Source organism: Pseudomonas gingeri (assembly GCF_013385635.1).
GTDB classification, from domain to species: Bacteria; Pseudomonadota; Gammaproteobacteria; order Pseudomonadales; family Pseudomonadaceae; genus Aquipseudomonas; species Aquipseudomonas gingeri_A.
Genome location: NZ_JACAPR010000019.1, coordinates 62,013 through 79,932 on the forward strand (window position 1 = coordinate 62,013; position 17,920 = coordinate 79,932).

The 17,920-nt window shown below is 56.7% G+C and carries 16 protein-coding genes; 8 read left to right on the forward strand and 8 right to left on the reverse strand.

All coding sequences use genetic code 11. The annotated features are described in order from the left end of the window. Positions 1-33: 33 nt before the first annotated feature. The 3 genes from HX851_RS24025 to HX851_RS24035 form a co-directional block, all read right to left on the reverse strand. Entirely contained in the window at positions 34-1,422 is a 1,389-nt protein-coding gene (locus HX851_RS24025) for a heavy metal sensor histidine kinase (RefSeq protein WP_177066057.1), read from the reverse strand. Further along, positions 1,419-2,090 (reverse strand): heavy metal response regulator transcription factor, encoded by a 672-nt coding sequence (locus tag HX851_RS24030; protein WP_017126449.1) that lies wholly within the window; start codon positions 2,088-2,090, stop codon positions 1,419-1,421. Before HX851_RS24030 ends, HX851_RS24025 begins: the two co-directional genes overlap by 4 nt. A 137-nt stretch (positions 2,091-2,227) precedes the next feature. Beyond that, positions 2,228-2,482, reverse strand: a complete 255-nt coding sequence (locus tag HX851_RS24035) for a DUF2790 domain-containing protein (protein ID WP_177066058.1) — start codon at positions 2,480-2,482, stop codon at positions 2,228-2,230. A 349-nt stretch (positions 2,483-2,831) separates the two neighbouring features. Here HX851_RS24035 and HX851_RS24040 point away from each other — a divergent pair, with 349 nt between their 5' ends. From HX851_RS24040 to HX851_RS24065, 6 genes are all read left to right on the forward strand, one after another. Continuing rightward, entirely contained in the window at positions 2,832-3,368 is a 537-nt protein-coding gene (locus HX851_RS24040; RefSeq protein ID WP_177057183.1) for a dihydrofolate reductase family protein, read from the forward strand. 166 nt (positions 3,369-3,534) lie between these two features. Further along, positions 3,535-4,680: a hypothetical protein gene (locus tag HX851_RS24045; protein WP_177066059.1), complete on the forward strand. Its 1,146-nt coding sequence runs from the start codon at positions 3,535-3,537 to the stop codon at positions 4,678-4,680. A 477-nt stretch (positions 4,681-5,157) separates the two neighbouring features. After that, on the forward strand, positions 5,158-7,578 hold the full coding sequence (locus HX851_RS24050) for a tellurite resistance TerB family protein (protein ID WP_177066076.1): 2,421 nt from the start codon (positions 5,158-5,160) through the stop codon (positions 7,576-7,578). Beyond that, positions 7,575-8,870 carry an ATP-binding protein gene (locus HX851_RS24055; protein ID WP_177066060.1) on the forward strand — a complete coding sequence of 432 codons (1,296 nt, stop codon included), beginning with the start codon at positions 7,575-7,577 and terminating at the stop codon, positions 8,868-8,870. Before HX851_RS24050 ends, HX851_RS24055 begins: the two co-directional genes overlap by 4 nt. Beyond that, positions 8,845-11,085, forward strand: coding sequence for a DEAD/DEAH box helicase (locus tag HX851_RS24060; RefSeq protein ID WP_177066061.1), 2,241 nt, complete (start codon positions 8,845-8,847; stop codon positions 11,083-11,085). Before HX851_RS24055 ends, HX851_RS24060 begins: the two co-directional genes overlap by 26 nt. Before the next feature lie 372 nt (positions 11,086-11,457). Then, positions 11,458-12,219, forward strand: a complete 762-nt coding sequence (locus tag HX851_RS24065; RefSeq protein ID WP_177066062.1) for a hypothetical protein — start codon at positions 11,458-11,460, stop codon at positions 12,217-12,219. Positions 12,220-12,443: 224 nt separating this feature from the next. Here HX851_RS24065 and HX851_RS24070 read toward each other — a convergent pair whose 3' ends face one another. After that, positions 12,444-13,193, reverse strand: coding sequence for a creatininase family protein (locus tag HX851_RS24070; protein WP_177066063.1), 750 nt, complete (start codon positions 13,191-13,193; stop codon positions 12,444-12,446). 37 nt (positions 13,194-13,230) lie between these two features. Continuing rightward, positions 13,231-14,544: an MFS transporter gene (locus HX851_RS24075; protein WP_177066064.1), complete on the reverse strand. Its 1,314-nt coding sequence runs from the start codon at positions 14,542-14,544 to the stop codon at positions 13,231-13,233. 136 nt (positions 14,545-14,680) lie between these two features. Between HX851_RS24075 and HX851_RS24080 the strand changes: the two genes are divergently transcribed. Next, positions 14,681-15,592 carry a LysR family transcriptional regulator gene (locus tag HX851_RS24080; protein WP_177066065.1) on the forward strand — a complete coding sequence of 304 codons (912 nt, stop codon included), beginning with the start codon at positions 14,681-14,683 and terminating at the stop codon, positions 15,590-15,592. A gap of 103 nt (positions 15,593-15,695) precedes the next feature. Here HX851_RS24080 and HX851_RS24085 read toward each other — a convergent pair whose 3' ends face one another. Further along, positions 15,696-16,121: a winged helix-turn-helix transcriptional regulator gene (locus HX851_RS24085; RefSeq protein WP_177066066.1), complete on the reverse strand. Its 426-nt coding sequence runs from the start codon at positions 16,119-16,121 to the stop codon at positions 15,696-15,698. 108 nt (positions 16,122-16,229) lie between these two features. Here HX851_RS24085 and HX851_RS24090 point away from each other — a divergent pair, with 108 nt between their 5' ends. Further along, positions 16,230-17,012: an SDR family oxidoreductase gene (locus HX851_RS24090; RefSeq protein ID WP_177066067.1), complete on the forward strand. Its 783-nt coding sequence runs from the start codon at positions 16,230-16,232 to the stop codon at positions 17,010-17,012. Between the two features lie 151 nt (positions 17,013-17,163). Here the strand turns inward: HX851_RS24090 and HX851_RS24095 are convergent, their stop codons facing one another. Together HX851_RS24095 and HX851_RS24100 are read right to left on the reverse strand one after the other, a co-directional pair. After that, positions 17,164-17,634: a DUF6392 family protein gene (locus HX851_RS24095; RefSeq protein ID WP_177056914.1), complete on the reverse strand. Its 471-nt coding sequence runs from the start codon at positions 17,632-17,634 to the stop codon at positions 17,164-17,166. A 57-nt stretch (positions 17,635-17,691) separates the two neighbouring features. After that, positions 17,692-17,920, reverse strand: a 229-nt coding sequence (locus HX851_RS24100) for an S-type pyocin domain-containing protein (RefSeq protein WP_177066069.1), incomplete at its 5' end; no start/stop codon positions are given.

The following is a 17,920-nucleotide window of genomic DNA, read 5'->3' on the forward strand; positions in this document are numbered from 1 at the left end:
AGAGCCCTCGGCAAGGACGCAGGCCTCACGTGCTCACTGTTCCCGCCTGGGAAAAAACAGCTCGAAACAGGTCACGCCATGCTCGCTGGTGACGCTGTAGTGACCGCTGTGCAACTGCATGATGGTCGCCACGATCGACAGCCCAAGGCCATTGGACTGGGCCGAGCGTTCGCGTGACTGATCGACGCGGTAGAAGCGCTCGAACAGCCTCGGCAGGTGTTCCGCCGCAATGGTTGGCCCCTGGTTGCGTACGCGTAGCTTGATGCCATCCGCGGACGGTTCGGCCTGGATCAATAGCTCGGAGTTGGCGGCACCGTATTTGATCGCATTGGCGCACAGGTTGGCCAGGGCACGACGCAAGAGCATCGGCTCGGCCCAGACCAGGCCTTCGCCTTGGGCGCGGATGGTGATACCGGCGTCCGCGGCCAGTCCTTCGAAGTAATCGGCCACGCGTTCCAGTTCGTCGGCGGCGTTCAGTTCCTGGCGCTGATCACGGGCGCTTCCCGGATCGGTACGCGCGAGGAACAGCATGTTGTCGAGCATGCGAGCCAGGCGTTCGAGCTCTTCGACATTGGAGGCGAGCAACTGCTGGTAGTGTTCGACGCTGCGGTTCTGCTGCATGGCGACCTGGGTTTCACCCAGCAGGTTGTTGATCGGCGTGCGCAGTTCGTGGGCCATGTCGGTGGACACCTGGCTCAGCTGCGCAAAGCCCGTGGCCAGGCGCTCGAGCATGGTGTTGAAAGAGTCGATCATCGGCAGCAACTCCTTGGGCGCCCCCTGGCCGTCCAGGCGTTCGGTCAGGTTGCCGATGCCGATACCGTGGGCATGATGCGCCAGGCGCCTGAGGGGCAAGAGGCCACGGTGCACCACCACATAGCCGATCAGTGCCAGGACGATCGCCGCGAGGCTGGCCAGCACGTAGACGCTCAGGCGATAGCTGGCGAGCACAGCCGTGCGTTCGGTCATCAGCCGGCCAATGGTCACCTTCAGCTTGCCCGAATCAATGTTCGCGGAGATGGCGGAGAAGGGCGCGCCGTTCACGCCGGGCAGATGCTGGACATCGGTCAACGCCAGGGAATGGTTGATGGTCACTGGCGTGAGGTCGGGAATCTCGATATCCGCGGGGTTGACCTCCAGCAGGGGCTCTTGCCCCGATTCGCCGATCATCAGCACGGACTCGCGGTTGCCCAGCATGTTCTGGAACAGCACGGGCTTGGTCCTGATCAGCTCCAGCGTGTTGCTGTCGTTGAGAAAGTTGCGCAGCTGGTCGATGCGATAGACCAGGGTCGAGTCGTCGCGGCGTATCAGTTCGCGCTCGAGTTCGCGGTACAGGGCTACGCCGGTGGTTGCCAGCACAGCGAAGGCCAGCAGGACAAACACCAGGGCCAGGCGCAGCGTCAGGGAGTAATGGCGTCGGCTCATGGTTGCGTATCAAAGCGGTAGCCGATGCCACGCACACTGTGGATCAGCTTGACCTGGAAAGGGTCGTCGATTTTCAGGCGCAGGCGGCGCACGGCCACGTCCACCACGTTGGTGTCGCTGTCGAAGTTCATGTCCCAGACCCTGGAGGCGATCAACGAACGCGACAGCACCTGACCTTCATGCGTGGCGAACAAGTGCAGCAGGGCAAATTCCTTGTTGGTCAGTGTCACCCGCACGCCGGCGCGGGTGACGCGGCGCTTGATCACATCGATCTGCAGGTCGTCGATCTGCAGTTGCTCTTCTTCGCGAGTCGGCCCCCGCCGGGTCAGGGTACGCAGGCGTGCGACCAGTTCGGCGAAGGAAAACGGCTTGATCAGATAGTCATCGGCCCCCAGTTCCAGGCCCTTGATACGGTCGGCGATATCATCCCGCGCGGTCAGGAACAGCACCGGCGTGTCGGCTTCCTTGCGCAGGCGGCGCAGGACTTCCCAGCCGTCCATCTTCGGCATCATCACATCCAGCACGATGACATCGAAGGACGTTTCCAGGGCCTGGTGCAGCCCATCGACGCCATCGCGGGCCAGGCTGACGGAATACCCTTGCTCTTGCAGGCCATTGAGCAAGTAGTTGCCCGCCTTGGGCTCGTCTTCCACTACAAGGATGTTCATGGGGATTACCTAGGTTCTTTGCGGGTGCCCGATCCATGAAAGGCGGACCGGATAGCCTTGAGCAGGTGGCGCAAGTGTAGCTCGATCATCGGCACGATTGCGCCTCAACTGCTCTCTGATATTCATCAGGCGGCCAATCAGTTTTCGTTCGAGCACTGACCTTGCACCTGATAGTCCAGCACATGTTCCCGACCTTGATGATCGAGGTAATCGAGACGCGCCGGAATCACGCCGCACTGGTCCGAGAGGTCTGTCGTGGAGATGACCTTCGCCACGTCCAGGTTGACGTAGAAGCCGGTTTTGTCATGGATGACCGGAGCGGCGTCGGTGGTAGAGGCAAAGGCCGAACCGGTGGCGAGGAGGGCGGCGAAGCCAAGCAGGAACAGTTTCATGGTGATATCTCTCTGTCTGAAGTGGGCTGCCTGTTGTCTGGCAGTGAGTTCAAGGTAACAAGGCAACTCAAACAGCCGACGAACAGAACAATGACAAAGTTGTAATGCAAACGGATCGGGTTGCAGGTGCGGCTCCGGGGAGCAAAATTTAAATATAAATCCTTTAAATTCAGCTACTTGACGATTGTATTCGGGCGCGCAAGGACGCCTCGACAGCGAGTTTTTGCTGGCTGGCGTCGCAGAGATAAGACTTGGCCGAGAGGTTTATTACATCGGAGAAAGGCTTTTTCGAGCCTTGTTCGACTTATGATCATGCAAGGATCTACACCGTATGAACGAGGGATACTTGATGGTTACTGCACATGTTTTCATCGCCACCAGCCTGGATGGTTTCATCGCCCGGCCCGATGGTGACATCGACTGGCTTTTGCAGCGCGATGATCAGGCCGAGGATCATGGCTACTCGGATTTCATCGCCGATAAAGATGTGATCGTGATGGGGAGGGGGAGCTATGAGAAGGTGCTGACGTTCGACACATGGTTCTACGACCGGCCCGTAGTGGTGCTGTCTGAACAGCTGGCCGATTCGCCGGTGCCTGAGTCGCTGAAGGACAAGCTGCGGTTTTCCAGGCTTGCTCCCAGGGACCTGCTGGAGGAACTGACGAAGCAAGGCGTGCATCGGGTCTATGTCGATGGCGGACAACTGGTGCAATCATTCCTGCGCGATGGATTGGTCACCGATATGGTGATTACCACCGTTCCGGTGCTGATCGGGGCGGGCAGGCCATTGTTCGGGAGCCTTCAGCAGGATGTTGACCTGAAATTGGTAGCCAGCCGCTGTTTTCCTTCGGGGCTGGTGCAGTCCACTTATCGGTTGACACCTTGATATGGAAAGAACGCCATCCAGCATCCGAACGTTCAAAATTAACTCAACTAAATAGACATTTAGTTGAGTTATCTGGCAAGTCTGTTTGAAATGGCACTCACTCGCTACTAGCCTCATATCCCGCGAATGATGTTCTCATCTTGCTGCTGGCTATAGGGACGTGCCCATGACTCTGTCAATTATGCGTGACTCGCAGGCAATCGCGATCAGTGAAGTTCAGCATGCAAAGATTGGAGCTGGTGAGTGCCTGACATTCTCCTCGACGGCAGGTGTCGTTTCCCGGGTACAAGTTGTCTTTTCTCCCCAGGACAGAGCGGGCTCTCCGGTATGCGTAAAGGACTATAGACAGACCAGGGACGACGCCGCCGTCGTGCCGGCAGACCATGAAAGCGCGCCACAGCCAGGTGGAGAGACGCTGTCGTTCTACTGGAGCAACAGCGGACGCGTGGCCGTCACCTTGTATGTGCGTGTCGCCGGCCAGACTGAAACGGTGTCCCTGGTCTACTGGATTCATGAGCCCGATGTGAGACTGCGGGCCATCATCGGCTCAACCACGCTGAGCGTGAGTTCAGTGGGAGGAAGAGCTAACGACAGAGACGAGGATACGCTTCAGTTCGAACTTGGAAACGGCATCGGGAAACCCGGTATAGCGTTCAAAGCCAGGGTTAACTTTGGTGGCGCCGCGGTTGCTTTCGACGGGGAAATCAAAATGTTGCAGACATTCGAAGCCAACCGGCGGAAGAACAATGCAGCGACCGGTGAAAGCGAAATCTACGAATACGACAAGCCTGCGTTGGACCAGGCGCTTTGTTACAGGCACACATGCGGTGGTACGGATTATGGCGAACAACCGGCGGTCGCCGGCCAGATCAATCTGGAGACCGAAGACTCCCCAGGGTCGAAGCTGGGCCGTCGTGGACAGTTTCATGCTGGCGGGATAACGAGGGAGCCATATTTCACCACAGCCAGCTCGGACGAACTTTACTCGATGTTCCTGATGTATCGCCCCAAAGGTGGAATCTGGGTCGCCATCGGTCAGATCAACTGGAGATGGGCTGGCAAGGTTGAGATCACGGTAGTTCCTGTGGATCAGGCCGTGAATGACACGCTCAGCGTCATGACCGGGAACCAGGGAAAGAGCGGACGGTTGCGTTGGACGCTGACCGACCTTGGTTCGTCTTGCACCAACCGTAGCACCGTGCAGAGCCGACTCCCGGTGTGGGAAAAACCAGACAATGCGATCGAGCAGGATTTCGATGACGATGACTCGGGGTCGGATGAAGATGCATCCAGTTCAAGCTCGGGCGAATGAACAGCACATCGAGGCTGGGCGCAGCGTGGTTGTCCATAAGGGGGGACCAGGCTTGAAATCCTGCCTGGGGTGGCTGGTGTGTGGGTATCTATGACTACGCATAATGTATATTATGTTAAACCAGATGCTATGTCAGAAATGTTCATGAGCCTTGTAAGACACTGATTCGACAAACCCGTGTCTGGCGTCCACTCTCTCAACGGGCCATGTCCTTATTGGGCCGGTGCATCGCCCCAATCGGCCCCATCGTTGTAAGTATAAGTGCAGCTCAAATTGATGGCGGTATAACCCGCCAAAGACGCCAAGTTTTATTTACCATGCTGTCGACCCAGGCCGGGCATGGATAGCCTTGCCCATCGGCTACATGATTCTGCTCAGCAATTTTTCCGAGCGCTCCTTTCGTCTTTTCAGCTTGGCCACCCTCGAAAAATCCGTAAGAATGCCATTTGGCCATTACCAACTGTACGGAACACTTATATGCCACGGAAGCGCAAAGGGAGCGGCGGCGGGCTGATCGCTCTATACGCCTTGTTATTCGTCGTTGCCCTCTTGGCACAAATTCCTAAACAGGTGTGGATTGCTCTTGGGGTTATCTTGGGCATAGGCGTACTGGTATGGTCTGTCAGACGCGCTACCCAAGCAAAGCCTTACGTTTCTGAAGATGATATTGCCGCCGAAATCTCTGCGCGTTCTCGACAAAAAAACTCCCCCACTGTAACCGTCCAGTTCAGCACCAGTACCCGCGAGCGCGACTTTCATACCGTTCAGGTCGGTTCGTCCAGCGACAGTCAGAGCTATGCCATCCCAATGCCAAGTGCCAAGCCCATGGGGGTTCGTTGGCTGGCTGAAGGTGAGTCCATGAACGTCGCTGGGCTGGCCATCCCCGGCGGAATGCTCTACATCACCGAGCGAGCGACACAATTCGGCCAATCTGAACCGTCCTTGATCGATGCCACGCTTCGAGTCGCGCGCTCACCTATGAGTCTCACCGAGCGGCAGATGCCTTATTGGCCAAGCTACCGAAGCATCACGCCCGAGGCGCGGCGAGCGTATCTGCAATGGTTGGCAGGCGGTCGCCGCCAGCCTGCCGATGCAGGTTATGTGTTCCTGTTTTTCTACGGGCTTGAACGCCGCGCGCTGGTCGATGCAACGACTGACCTTCAGGCCAAAGCAGAGATCCCAGCCATCAAGGCCGAGGTGGAGCGCTTGCTTGGTCTCTACGGCGACAACAATTCTTTCCACGGCTACGCTACCCGCTTCCTCTCCCATATCGACGCGGGTTCTGTTCAACCTCAAAGCTACATGAGTGAGCCCGCTGCCAGTGCCGCAGATGGGTATGAGCTGCCCATGCCACTGCGCGTTGCGCTGGGCCAGATGGCCGTGGACAAGTATCCACTCCCCTCGCACTGGGCATTGGCCTGGGCGCTCGCTGAGCCAAACATTTCCAGGCGTACACCTGTGACTCGGTGCCCTGAGCAATTCGCAGTACTCTTCAAAAACGAATTTGCAAAACGCTATCCCAACGGCATTGCGCTTCCCCAGAACAAGACCAAGCTGAAGATTGCCTATCGCCCCGCTTCTTCCGGACTGAGCATTCCGGCAGCGACCGTAGGCGACCTCCCCGACGTCGCGGCAACCTCAGGAACGCGTAACAAGCTGCAGGTTATTGTCGAAGAATGCACCACCGTACTCGACGCTTACAGTCGGTATCTGGGGCGCAACCCAGACGCTGGAGATAGCCTGGAAGCCATCCTGCAGTTGCCAACAGAACTCTGGCCTGCTGAAGCAAAAGCTGAACTCGAACAGTTGGAGCAACGCGTCGGTGGCGAAACTATATGCATGAGCTTCGGGGAGTTGGCAGGTCGATTCAAATCCGCCGGCGCACTTTCCCGCGACAAAGTGATTGCGCTCGCCCGGGCGTTGGAAAGCAAGCGGATCGGATTGGAGCCCGATGTCCTTTCTGGCAGCCGTACGCCTAAGGCAGAAGACACCATCGCGCTGTTTGCCGCGGACTCTGACGAAGGCACTCTTCGCTCTACCGATGCCTACAGCGCTGCAGCAGTGACTCTAGACCTGGCCAGTGCAGTCGCTGCAGCAGACGGTGACACCTCACTGGAAGAGGTAAGGTTGCTGTCAGGCCACATTGACTCATGGGATCACCTTTGCGTCGCGCATCGCAAACGCCTGAAAGCGCACCTCCAAATTCAGCTGAAGCAACCGCCCACGCTGGCAAGCCTCAAGAAGAAACTTGAGCCGCTGCCCCTTGAGGCCAAACGAAAAATTGCTAGCTTCCTGGCACACCTGGCTCATGCGGATGGTGAGGTGACTCCACAGGAAGTGAAGCTACTTGAGCGCGTGTACAAATCGCTCGCTCTCGATCCGCAGTTCGTCTACAGCGACCTCCATAGTGCAGCCGTTCGCCCTTCTCATGTAGTGGAGGCAATAACTGCGACTGCCGCACCGGGCACAGCGGCTCAGGCATCAGAAAACGCTGGCTCAGGCTTTGCGCTGGACATGAACAAGGTTGCTCGTCTGCAACAAGAAACCGCAGAAGTGTCGGCGTTACTGGCCAGCGTCTTCAGTGAGGAAGCGCCCACTGAAACACCTAACGCCCTGGAGTCCGAGTCACCCCAGCTGCAGGAAGGCAGTACCTCCGAACAGCTTGCTACCCTACACGGCTTAGACGTCGAGCATTCCGCGTTTCTCCGACTTCTGGTTTCGCGGCCTGAGTGGAGCCGTGCCGAGCTGGAAGACGCGGCCAGTGATATGGAACTGATGTTGGATGGCGCCTTGGAACGGATCAACGACACAGCATTTGAGCTGTTCGACATGCCCGTGACCGAAGGCGATGACCCTATCGAAATCAACCCCGACATTCTGGATGAATTAGCCCTATGAGTAAGATACGAGCCAAGGATCGCGACGCGGTCATTCAATCGCTGCGTGCAGGTGTTGTGCCCCGTGTTGGGCAGCATTTGATCCAGGTAGGTCGGGCGGGAGAACTCGACTCACTGCTCAAGGATGTGGATCGTCTCGCGGATGGCGGCTCTGCATTCCGTGTCGTCGTTGGCGAGTACGGTGCAGGCAAAACCTTCTTCCTCTACCTCGTGCGCGGCATCGCCATGGAGCGCAAGCTCGTCACCATGCACGCCGATTTGAATCCAGACCGTCGGCTTCACGCCTCGGGCGGTCAGGCGCGCTCACTTTACTCGGAGCTGGCCAAAAACATGGCCACGCGTACCAAACCCGATGGCGGTGCGCTCCAGGGTATCGTCGAGAAATTCATCTCACAGGCTAAAATGGAAGCCAAGGCCAAAGGTGTCGAGAGCGAGGTGGTCATTCGTGAGTACCTGGCAGAGCTCACCGAGATGGTCAACGGGTATGACTTTGCCGACGTCATTGCTGCCTACTGCCGCGGCTTCGAGGAAGGCAACGAGCAGCTCAAGGCTGACGCCATCCGTTGGCTGCGTGGAGAATTTTCCACCAAGACCGATGCTCGGGCTGCACTGGGTGTGCGTACGATCGTCGACGATGCTTCTGTATACGACCAGTTGAAATTGCTCTCACGGTTTGTGCGGCTGGCCGGCTTCGGCGGACTGATGGTTTGCCTGGATGAATTGGTCAACCTGTACAAACTGGCGAACACCCAGGCCCGCAACGCCAACTACGAACAGATTCTGCGCATTCTGAACGATTCGTTGCAGGGCTCCGCTGAAGGCCTGGGCTTTGTCCTGGGTGGCACACCAGAGTTTTTGATGGATACTCGTCGGGGGCTCTACAGCTACCCTGCCCTGCAATCGCGCCTCGCGGAAAACAGCTTTGCGAAGTCCGGCTTGGTCGACCTTTCTGGGCCTGTCATTCGGCTCAGCAGCCTGACCCCTGAAGACTTCTACGTGCTGCTGCAGAAACTTCGTAATGTCTATGCCTACGGCGAGCCTGAGAAATTCTTACTGCCGGACGAAGCTATCCCCGCTTTTATGGCGCACTGCAACCAGCGCTTGGGCGAGGCGTACTTCCGGACGCCGCGCACGACCATTACAGCCTTCATCAACCTGCTAGCAGTAATTGAGCAAAACCCTACCGCGGATTGGCGAAACTTGCTGGGAGCCGTGGAGCTGTCCAAGGATGAGGGTGGGCAACAAGATCTTGAAGTCGAGGCCGACGATGAGCTCGCCAGCTTCAAGCTCTGACTCCTCCTCGTTCGAGCGTCTTCATCCCGAGGTTCAGCAGTGGGTCTGGTCGCAGGGGTGGACGTCGCTACGTGATGCCCAGGAGTGGGCGGTACCGGCTTTGGTGGGCGCTGATCGTGATGTGATCATTGCAGCGTCCACCGCCGCAGGTAAAACAGAGGCCGCATTCCTACCCATCCTGACCAACCTGCTCAACGACAGTGAGCACGCCGGCGCGGTGCTGTATATCAGCCCGCTCAAAGCACTGATCAACGACCAGTGGGACAGGCTTAGCCGGCTATGTGAGAGGCTAGAGCTGCCCGTCGTTGCTTGGCATGGTGATGTGGCAGCAAGCAAGAAACAACGGTTTCTGAAATCGCCTGAGGGCATCTTGCTCATCACTCCGGAGTCCCTTGAAGCCCTCTTCGTAAATAGAGGCTCGAGTTTACCCGGGGCTTTTCAGAACCTTCGCTACATCGTCGTAGATGAGCTTCATGCATTCATTGGCAGTGAGCGCGGGAAGCAACTGCAATCGCTCATGCAGCGGGTTGAAATCGTCGTAGGCAGGGCCTTGCCTCGTGTAGGGCTTTCCGCAACGCTTGGGGAGATGTCGCTGGCGCGGAAGTTCCTGAGGCCAGTTCGCCCCGGTGACATTACGGTCATCGAGTCGAAATCCTCTGGCCAAGAGCTTCAGGTGCAGGTACGTGGGTACATTGAGCAGCCCATGCAGCAGCTGATGTCGGAACACCACGGAAATGCGTCGACAGATGAAGGCGCCGAGAAAGAAGACACCTCAGGTACGAAAGTGGCAATCGCAGGTCACCTGTACAAGGTACTGAGGGGGCATAACAACCTGATCTTCCCCAACAGGCGCCAAGAGGTTGAATGGTTTGCCGACCGTCTGCGCTCACTGTGCGAGAACGATGGAGTACCAAACGAGTTCTGGCCGCACCACGGTAGCTTGTCAAAGGAACTGCGCCAGGATGCCGAACGGGCGTTGAAAGCGGGAGATCCTCCAGCTTCAGCCGTATGCACTACCACCCTGGAGTTGGGTATCGACATCGGTAACATCAGGACGGTCGCGCAGATCGGCTGTCCGCCCTCCGTGGCGAGTCTCAGGCAACGGCTTGGCCGCTCGGGGCGTCGACCTGGTGAGCCCGCTATGCTGAGGGCGTACTGCCGAGAGCGCCCTCTAACAGATCAGTCGGATCTCTCCGATCAGTTGCGAGAGGGGCTCGTCCAAACAATCGCAATGATTCGATTGCTGACCAATGGATGGTTTGAGCCGCCTCGATCGGGAGGTCTACACGCCTCGACACTGGTGCAGCAGTGCTTGTCTTCGATTGCTCAGCTCGGCGGTGCTTCGGCCGTGCAATTATGGGAAAGTCTCATTGCAAGCGGCAGTTTTGCGAGCATCACCAAGCCTGATTTCCTGTCTTTGCTCAAGGGTATGGGTGAGAAGGAATTGATTGTCCAGGACAGCTCAGGACTTCTGCTGCCAGGCAAGCTCGGGGAACGGTTGATCAACCACTATGAGTTCTACACCGCCTTCACGAGCGATGAAGAGTTTCGTTTGCTTCGGGATGGTAAACCACTTGGCTCGCTGCCCGTCAGCAAACCCCTGACCAAGGGACAGCGCATTATCTTCGGCGGGAGACGTTGGCAGGTTCAAGATGTCGACCTTGAAGCGAAGGTGATCGTGGTCACACCGGCGCGGGGTGGCGAGCCGCCTCAGTTTGATGGGCTCGGTGCGCAGGTGGATGATCGTGTCAGGCTTGAAATGCGAAACGTGTTGATGGAAACCACATCTTGTCCCTTCCTAGACAAACACGCTCAAGGTCTACTGGAGGAGGCTCGGAGTAACTTCCGTGCCCTCGGCTTGGGTGGCACGGCGATTGTTGGCTCTGCCAGCGTAAGCCACGTGGCGACCTGGCGAGGAGACTACACCAACGATGCGCTGGCCTTGTTGCTCAGGCATGTGGGCATTCAGTGTGAAAACACCGGGCTATTTCTGGAAGTTGCATTCGATGGGGAGGACACGTTGCGAGCGTTGCGTGTGGTCGGTCAAATGGACATCTCAGATGTAGAGCCCATCTTGGAAAATGTCGAAAACATGATCCGAGAGAAATGGGATTGGGCCCTTCCCCGCTCGCTCCTAATGAAGTCGTTTGCCTCGAGTCATCTTGATCTCCAAGCCGCAGTCGACACAGCGCGGCTTCTCAGTCCGGAACTGTAGGAAGAGACGGAAGCGTCAGCAATCATTGAGCTATCGTTTGGCGAGCGAACCATCACCATAAAGTGGCTGTCTTCAGATCCCGAGGGCTGCGCTCGCTTTGTCAGTGGCCTTGCCCGTGATTCGCATCGACGCGATCTGGTTGGCCACCGAGCCGATTGATGCGCATTGAGGTGATCGGGCGACCAAGCCCGGTCGTTGAATTTGCAACGACAGTGAATGGATAGGTATGGGAATGCAGTCGGTGCAACCGAACTGTGACCCTACGAGCGAGTGATATCAAAAAGCCATTTAACTCGGCAGCCGTGCTCGAATATGATTGCTCCACTGCCAAGGAACACCCATGAATCCATGGACCGTAGCGAAAGGACTCCAATGAGCGCTGAAGAAAAGATCGATGCAACTGCACCTGCCGTTGCCACCAAAACCGCTGCGCGATTTCCCTGGGTACTCGCTTTGCCTTTTCTTGGCTTCATCGGCTATGCGGCGCCCTACGTCACCGGACTGATCTACTGGCAGGATTACCTGCGTGGCCTGAACGTCCCCCCTGGATTGTTCGAGGTTGAGGCTCGGGACTATTTTGTTTACGCCTATGTGGCCTTGATCGAGACGCTCAAGAGCTGGACTGGGTTTATGCGTAATCCGTTTGTCTGGCTCACCATAATTGCCACTATTCTCGGGCTCTCCGTTGAATTGGTTGTTATCAAAAAGCTCGAGACCAGCACACGGATAAAATCGACGGTCGAGAAATACACACGGAACCGATACGTGGCCCTTACCAGTGGCCTCATTGTGTTTTCCACGGCCGTCACGACGCTATTGATGCTGATACCGGTCATCCTCCTTCCTCTTATCATCTTGCCTGCGATCATCGGCAATTACGGTGCCGATCAAACCCTGAAACGCGAGCGGGAGATATTTGCCAAGGGTTGCGACCTTTCAGAGCAGGCGAAAACGCATTGTTATGTGGTCAGGGAGGGTGAAAAAGTCATCGCGTCGGGTTTTCTGATAACGACTTCGGGCGCCAGGTTGGCCATTTATGAAAACGGTCGGCCCAAGGTTATTCCGTTGAAGGATTACAGCATCGAGGTGTTGGTCGGGGAAGATCACAAGCCTGCGGCGAATCAGGAACCGTGAGCGCCGATCATGGACGCCCTCGCCCTCCTCTATCACCGCACTGTGCCGCATTAGTATTCAAACAGCGTCGATCATGAGCAGCCGCCGGTGCGCCGGTTGCGGGCAACGTGATACCGAGGTCGTTCAAGCGGGTGTAGATGTTTTGTTCACTCATGGCGCTCTCTCCTGGAGTTGTACAGAAAAACGCCCGGATTAACCGGGCGTGGGTAACGTTGCAACGGCGGTTAGCCTGGGATCGGCTCGAGGCTGAATGCCTCGACTTCGCGTATCAGGCCTTGGGCGGCCATCATCACCAGGTCATGGCCTTTGCCCGGTGTTGCCTGCGCCGGATCCGAGCCCATGCGACCATCGAGATGGCGCGCACGGAAGTCGAATGCTTCGCGGATAGGCCCCCACGGTGCGATTTGGGGCGAGTAGTCGGCGGTTTTGATTGAGTCCGGATAGGCCCATTGGGTTACGGCGATTTCGGACGGTGTGGCGTGAATGCCGTGGCCGGTGGGGAACTGCTCTTTGGCTAAATCGCCGACTCCTTCAAGGTCCCACCAGTTGCACAGTTTCAGCGCAAAACCCGCTGGGCGCCGGGCAAAACTGGCTTCGGCATACAGCTCGGAAAAAGCCGCCTCAATCGACGCCACGTTGCCGCCGTGACCGTTGAGAAACAGGATTTTTTCGAAACCGTGAGCGGCCAGGGAATGCACCCAGTCGCAAATCGCTGCAATGAACGTGGACGGGCGTAACGAGATGGTGCCGGGAAAACCGATGTGGTGCTGCGCCATGCCGATGTTGAAGGTCGGTGCGATCAAGATGTCTGAGGTTTTTTGTGCCTGGTTCGCGATAATTTCCGGGCACATCCAGTCGGTGCCCAGCAGACCCGTTGGACCGTGCTGCTCGTTGGAGCCGATCGGAATCACGATCGTGCGGCTGCGTTCAAGAAATTTGCCGATCTCGGCCCAGGTCGATAGGTATAAAAGCATGTCAGGTTCCTCGTTGATTTCACGTTCAGGGAGTTGATCAACTCGCGCTGTATTCGCCAGCCGAGTCATGGCGGAGTCGCGGTTTGGTCGACAAGATTACAAAGGCCGCGCACAGGAACACGCAGCCCACGGCAACAACGCCCGAGGTCAAGCTCCCAGTGGCGGTTTTTGCCCAGCCGATCATGGCGGGTCCCCAGAAACCACCGGACAAACCGATGGTGTTGATCAAGGCAATACCGCCTGCAGCGGCGTCGCCTTTAATGTGCTCGGACGGCATGGCCCATAGCACGGTGTATGCCATGAACATCATGCTGATCGACAAGGTCAGCATCGCCACCGACAGGACCAGATTGGAGCCCGCGAACGGGTAGAGAATCAGCACAATGGCGCCGATGATTGCAGGCACCGCGCAGTGATAGCGTCGTTCGCCCAGCCGGTCGGATCGGCGCCCTATCCAGTACATGCCCAGCGCGGCCCCTAGATAAGGAGTGGCGGCGTACCAGCCTACTTGCTGAGTATCGTCGACGCCCAACGACCTGATGATTGCCGGCAGCCAGAAGCTCATGGCGTAGATTGAAAAGATAATGCAGAAGTACGCCGCCGCCAGCACATAGACCTTGGAGTCACGCAACACCGCCCGGAACGAATGATTGCTCGTGGTGGTTATTCCCAGTTCGGTCCCCAGCAATTTTTTATCCGCAGCGGTCAACCACGAAGCATCGGCTGGCCGGTCGGACAGCAAGAAATACATAAGCACGCCGAGGAATACACACGGCAGCCCCTCGATCAAAAACATCCATTGCCATCCTGCCATGCCGCCCACGCCTGAGAACGTGGTGATCAGCCAGGCAGACAGCGGGCCGCCGAGAATCCCGCCGATGGGGCCTGCGATAAACACGATGGCAATCGCTCGCGCCATGCGGTTTGGCCCGTACCAGCGGGACAGGTAATAGATCAGGCCCGGCGCGAATCCGGCTTCAAACACGCCTAGCAGAAAACGCATGGCATAAAACGTCGGCACGTCGCGCGCAAACAGCATGCAGGCTGAGGTGATGCCCCACATCACCAAGATACGGCTGAAGGTCTTTCGCGCGCCTATACGCGGCAGCATCAGGGTGCTGGGCAACTCGAACAACACATAACCAATGAAGAAAATCCCCGCTCCGGCACCGTAGGCGGCGTCTGATAAGCCCAGGTCGCTTTGCATCTGCAGCTTGGCAAAGCCGACATTGATGCGGTCCAGGTACGCAAAGACGTAGCCGATAAACAACAGCGGCAGCAGCCGCCAGTTGAGCTTGTGATAGAGGGCAGAAAGGGCGGCACTGGGTGCCGGCGCCGCTGAGGTTGGCATACGAGTCTCCACATCTTTTTGTTGGTCTGAGTGCTTGCCAGGGAATGGTGCGCCGGCCCATCATGACCAGCAAGAGCAACTAAGTTCGCGATACGTTGCTTAATAGGCAACACTGCTTTTCTGACGGGTAACTTTCATGCGTGAAATCAATCAACAGAGGCTTCGCTACTTTCACGAAGTGCTGACGCACGGTTCGATTCGGGGGGCCGCGGACAGTATCAACACCTCACCATCGGTGATTACCCGCCAGATCAAACTGCTGGAAGAGGAGCTCGGCGCCAAACTGTTCGAACGCCAGGCGCGTGGCGTTCAACCCACCGAGGCGGCGGCGCACTTGCTGGAGTTCTGGCGCGGCTATCGATCGCACCAGGAGAAACTTGAAGACCAGTTGCAAGCGATCAAGGGTCTGCAACAAGGGCATGTGCGAGTGGTAATCAGCGAGGGTTATGTCGACGCACTGGTGGACAACGTGTTGGCACCTTTCTGCAAGCAGTACCCCATGCTCGATGTCCAGCTGGATATCCTTCCGGTCGTCGACGTGCTCAACGAGGTCGCCGAAAACCGTGCGCATATCGGATTGGCCTACAACCCCCCTCCCCATTCGCAGATCGACTATCGCGCTACCTCATCACAGCCGGTTATGCTGTTGGTCCGTCCTGATCATCCTTTGGCGATGCGAGGCACAACCGTGAGTGTCGAGGAGATTCTCGGCTGTCGGTTGGTGTTGACGCCGACAACGTTTGGTATAGGGCATGCTATCCAGATGCTCGAATATGCCGAGAAGATCGAGATCCGCCCGACCCTGGTCAGTAACTCACTGGCAGCACTCAAGCGATTGGTTGCCAGCGGAGAATTCGCCTCGTTGGCTGGGGAGTTCGCAGCCTATAGGGAAATCGAGAAAGGTCAGTTGGCGGCAGTCTTGATTGACCATCCCCTGTTGCTGGGGGTTGAGGCGAAGTTGCTGGTGAAGTCTGGGCGGCCGTTGGCAGCGCCTGCTCAGGAATTACTGACCTGGATGCTTGAGCGCCTGCCGATGTTTAAACACTGACGTTCAGGTCTAGATATGTGGCCCTTACCAGTGGCCTTATTGTGTTTTTCACGGCAGTCACGACGCTATTGATGCTTGTTATGTGGTCAAGGAGGGTGAAAAATCATCGCGTATCGTAATCAACCCGAGCCTTTTCCACCTCTTCCAGATTGTTCGCCGCCCATACCCAAACCCCACAAAACGCCGCGCCCAATGTCAGGCCCAGGGTCGTGAGGCTGTACTCAACTTTCGGCGGAACAACGGGGTACACCGTGCGAATCAACAGCCCGTCGCGCTCCATGGCCCGAAGTGTCTGCGTCAGCATTTTCTGGCTGATGCCAGTCACCCGCTCGCTCAAGCGAGTGAACCGCATCGGTGCTGTTTCGGCCAAGGCTTCAAGAATCAACATGGTCCATTTATCGGCAACGCGACCGATCAGTTCGGTCACCAATGCCGCAATGCGCGGATCCAGGTTCGGCGGCGGTGTCTGGTTCGCATAGAACCTGGCCGCGGCAATCTGCTCGTCGGTAAAGCCGGGAATACCTTTCACTTCGCACACTCTCCGCCAGGTAAGTACCGTACTTTCAGGTGCCTTCTTTCTTATCCGCAGTGTATCGCTCAAGCTCGCGTCTGGTTAAACACAATTTGGAGTGCCTTGATGAAGTTGATCGGACGAACAGTGCTGATAACCGGTGGTTCGAGTGGAATAGGCTTTGAGCTGGCACGCCAGCTTATCGAGAAAGGCAATACGGTTATCGTCACCGGCCGGGACCAAGCCAGGCTGGATGAGACGCGGCAATTGCTGCCATCCGTGCATACGATGCAAAGCGATGCGCGCGATCCAGAAGATATTCACGCACTTTTCCTTGCGGTAACCCGCCAGTTTCCCGCGCTCGATACCCTGGTGAACAACGCCGGGGTCATGCGCAATATCCGATTGGCCGAAGAGCGAGCGCTGACAGACCTGACCGAAGAAATCGACATCAATCTGAACGGCCCGCTGCGGATGATCCAGCAGTTCCTGCCCTTTCTGCTCAAGCAACCCCAGGGCCTGATCGTCAACGTATCGTCCGGGCTGGCATTCGTCCCCTTCCCCGCTGCCCCGGTCTACAGTGCGTCGAAGGCAGCCTTGCATGCCTACACCCAATGCTTGCGGGCCCAGCTTGCGCACAGCACGGTCACCGTCATGGAGCTTGCGCCACCCGGGACTGAAACACCGCTGTTCAGAGGAGAGTTCGCCAAGGAAATGCACAATGAAAAAGGCATGGATGTGCAGTTGATGGTCAAGCGCACCATTCGGGGAATCGAGGCCGGCAAACAGGAAATACGGCCGGGCCTCAGTAATGTGCTGAAAGTAGCGAGCCGAGTGGCACCGAACCTGATGTTTGGCCAGATGATCAGGCTCAGTCAGTTGAATTCAACACCTGATTCAGGGTGTTGAATCAAATGTAGCTTTTCCCAATTTTTAAGGAGAGATTGTAAGGCCAACTCTGGAATGATTTCGTCGACTAGGAGTTATTCTTAGGTTTGGCCTAAACCTTTTATCAAGCGGTTAATTATCATTGTGTCCATCTTTTTCTGGGTTGCGTCTCCTATTGAACGTTTAGGGAGAAGCCCATGGTGCAAACCATATTGTCCTTGCGGTACTGAAAGCCGATACGAGCATTTGGGTGTATAGAGCAATCTAAGAGGTAGACGTCCCCGCCACCAAACCCCTTGGATTGAAGTATTTTTATTGGATCTTTCGACTCAAAGGGCTCGCCAAGAACAACTCTAACACTGGAACGATCCATATTGTGCGCGAATGGGGATGGCAACTCTCCGGTATAGACTGATGTGCCGTCCAGAATTTTTATAAGGGAAAAAAGAATTTTTTCGAGAGTTTGACTTTCTGCCCGAAACCATAGCTCAAGGCCAGCCTCTGGTTGTTGTATCAGATATTCATTGTCATTTCCCTCCATGGAGGGTTTTAGAGGCTTGTTTGAAGTCACCCCGTTAGTGACAAGCTCATTATAAGTGAAACCAAGCCCTTTTACTAAACGACTAACACTCATCGCGTCCATCAGTACCACCCCTGATCTTTGTTTGTTTTGTGCATTTTTGCACGCGCATCCTCAAGTTCAGCCTTGGTCCGCTTCCAAGCCATTGCGAAGCCTCCCGGCGAACGATCCATAAGTACCCACTTCCAGCGGTTGCAATGCCGGCTTGGCAAACACTAGGTACAACGGCGGCACGCCGGAGTCGGTCGGAAACGTGATGATCGCATCCTGCCAGGTAAAATTTTTCTCATCATGCCCGGGGTAATGAGTAATCCGCGTTTCCTGCCCCTTCCGGGCTGTAGAGCGTCGA

Excerpts from the sequence above, each read along its gene's own strand:
- HX851_RS24025 (WP_177066057.1), bottom strand. The coding sequence starts at position 1,422 with ATGAGCCGACGCCATTACTCCCTGACGCTGCGCCTGGCCCTGGTGTTT.
- HX851_RS24030 (WP_017126449.1), bottom strand. The coding sequence starts at position 2,090 with ATGAACATCCTTGTAGTGGAAGACGAGCCCAAGGCGGGCAACTACTTG.
- HX851_RS24035 (WP_177066058.1), bottom strand. The coding sequence starts at position 2,482 with ATGAAACTGTTCCTGCTTGGCTTCGCCGCCCTCCTCGCCACCGGTTCG.
- HX851_RS24040 (WP_177057183.1), top strand. The coding sequence starts at position 2,832 with ATGGTTACTGCACATGTTTTCATCGCCACCAGCCTGGATGGTTTCATC.
- HX851_RS24045 (WP_177066059.1), top strand. The coding sequence starts at position 3,535 with ATGACTCTGTCAATTATGCGTGACTCGCAGGCAATCGCGATCAGTGAA.
- HX851_RS24050 (WP_177066076.1), top strand. The coding sequence starts at position 5,158 with ATGCCACGGAAGCGCAAAGGGAGCGGCGGCGGGCTGATCGCTCTATAC.
- HX851_RS24055 (WP_177066060.1), top strand. The coding sequence starts at position 7,575 with ATGAGTAAGATACGAGCCAAGGATCGCGACGCGGTCATTCAATCGCTG.
- HX851_RS24060 (WP_177066061.1), top strand. The coding sequence starts at position 8,845 with ATGAGCTCGCCAGCTTCAAGCTCTGACTCCTCCTCGTTCGAGCGTCTT.
- HX851_RS24065 (WP_177066062.1), top strand. The coding sequence starts at position 11,458 with ATGAGCGCTGAAGAAAAGATCGATGCAACTGCACCTGCCGTTGCCACC.
- HX851_RS24070 (WP_177066063.1), bottom strand. The coding sequence starts at position 13,193 with ATGCTTTTATACCTATCGACCTGGGCCGAGATCGGCAAATTTCTTGAA.
- HX851_RS24075 (WP_177066064.1), bottom strand. The coding sequence starts at position 14,544 with ATGCCAACCTCAGCGGCGCCGGCACCCAGTGCCGCCCTTTCTGCCCTC.
- HX851_RS24080 (WP_177066065.1), top strand. The coding sequence starts at position 14,681 with ATGCGTGAAATCAATCAACAGAGGCTTCGCTACTTTCACGAAGTGCTG.
- HX851_RS24090 (WP_177066067.1), top strand. The coding sequence starts at position 16,230 with ATGAAGTTGATCGGACGAACAGTGCTGATAACCGGTGGTTCGAGTGGA.
- HX851_RS24095 (WP_177056914.1), bottom strand. The coding sequence starts at position 17,634 with ATGGACGCGATGAGTGTTAGTCGTTTAGTAAAAGGGCTTGGTTTCACT.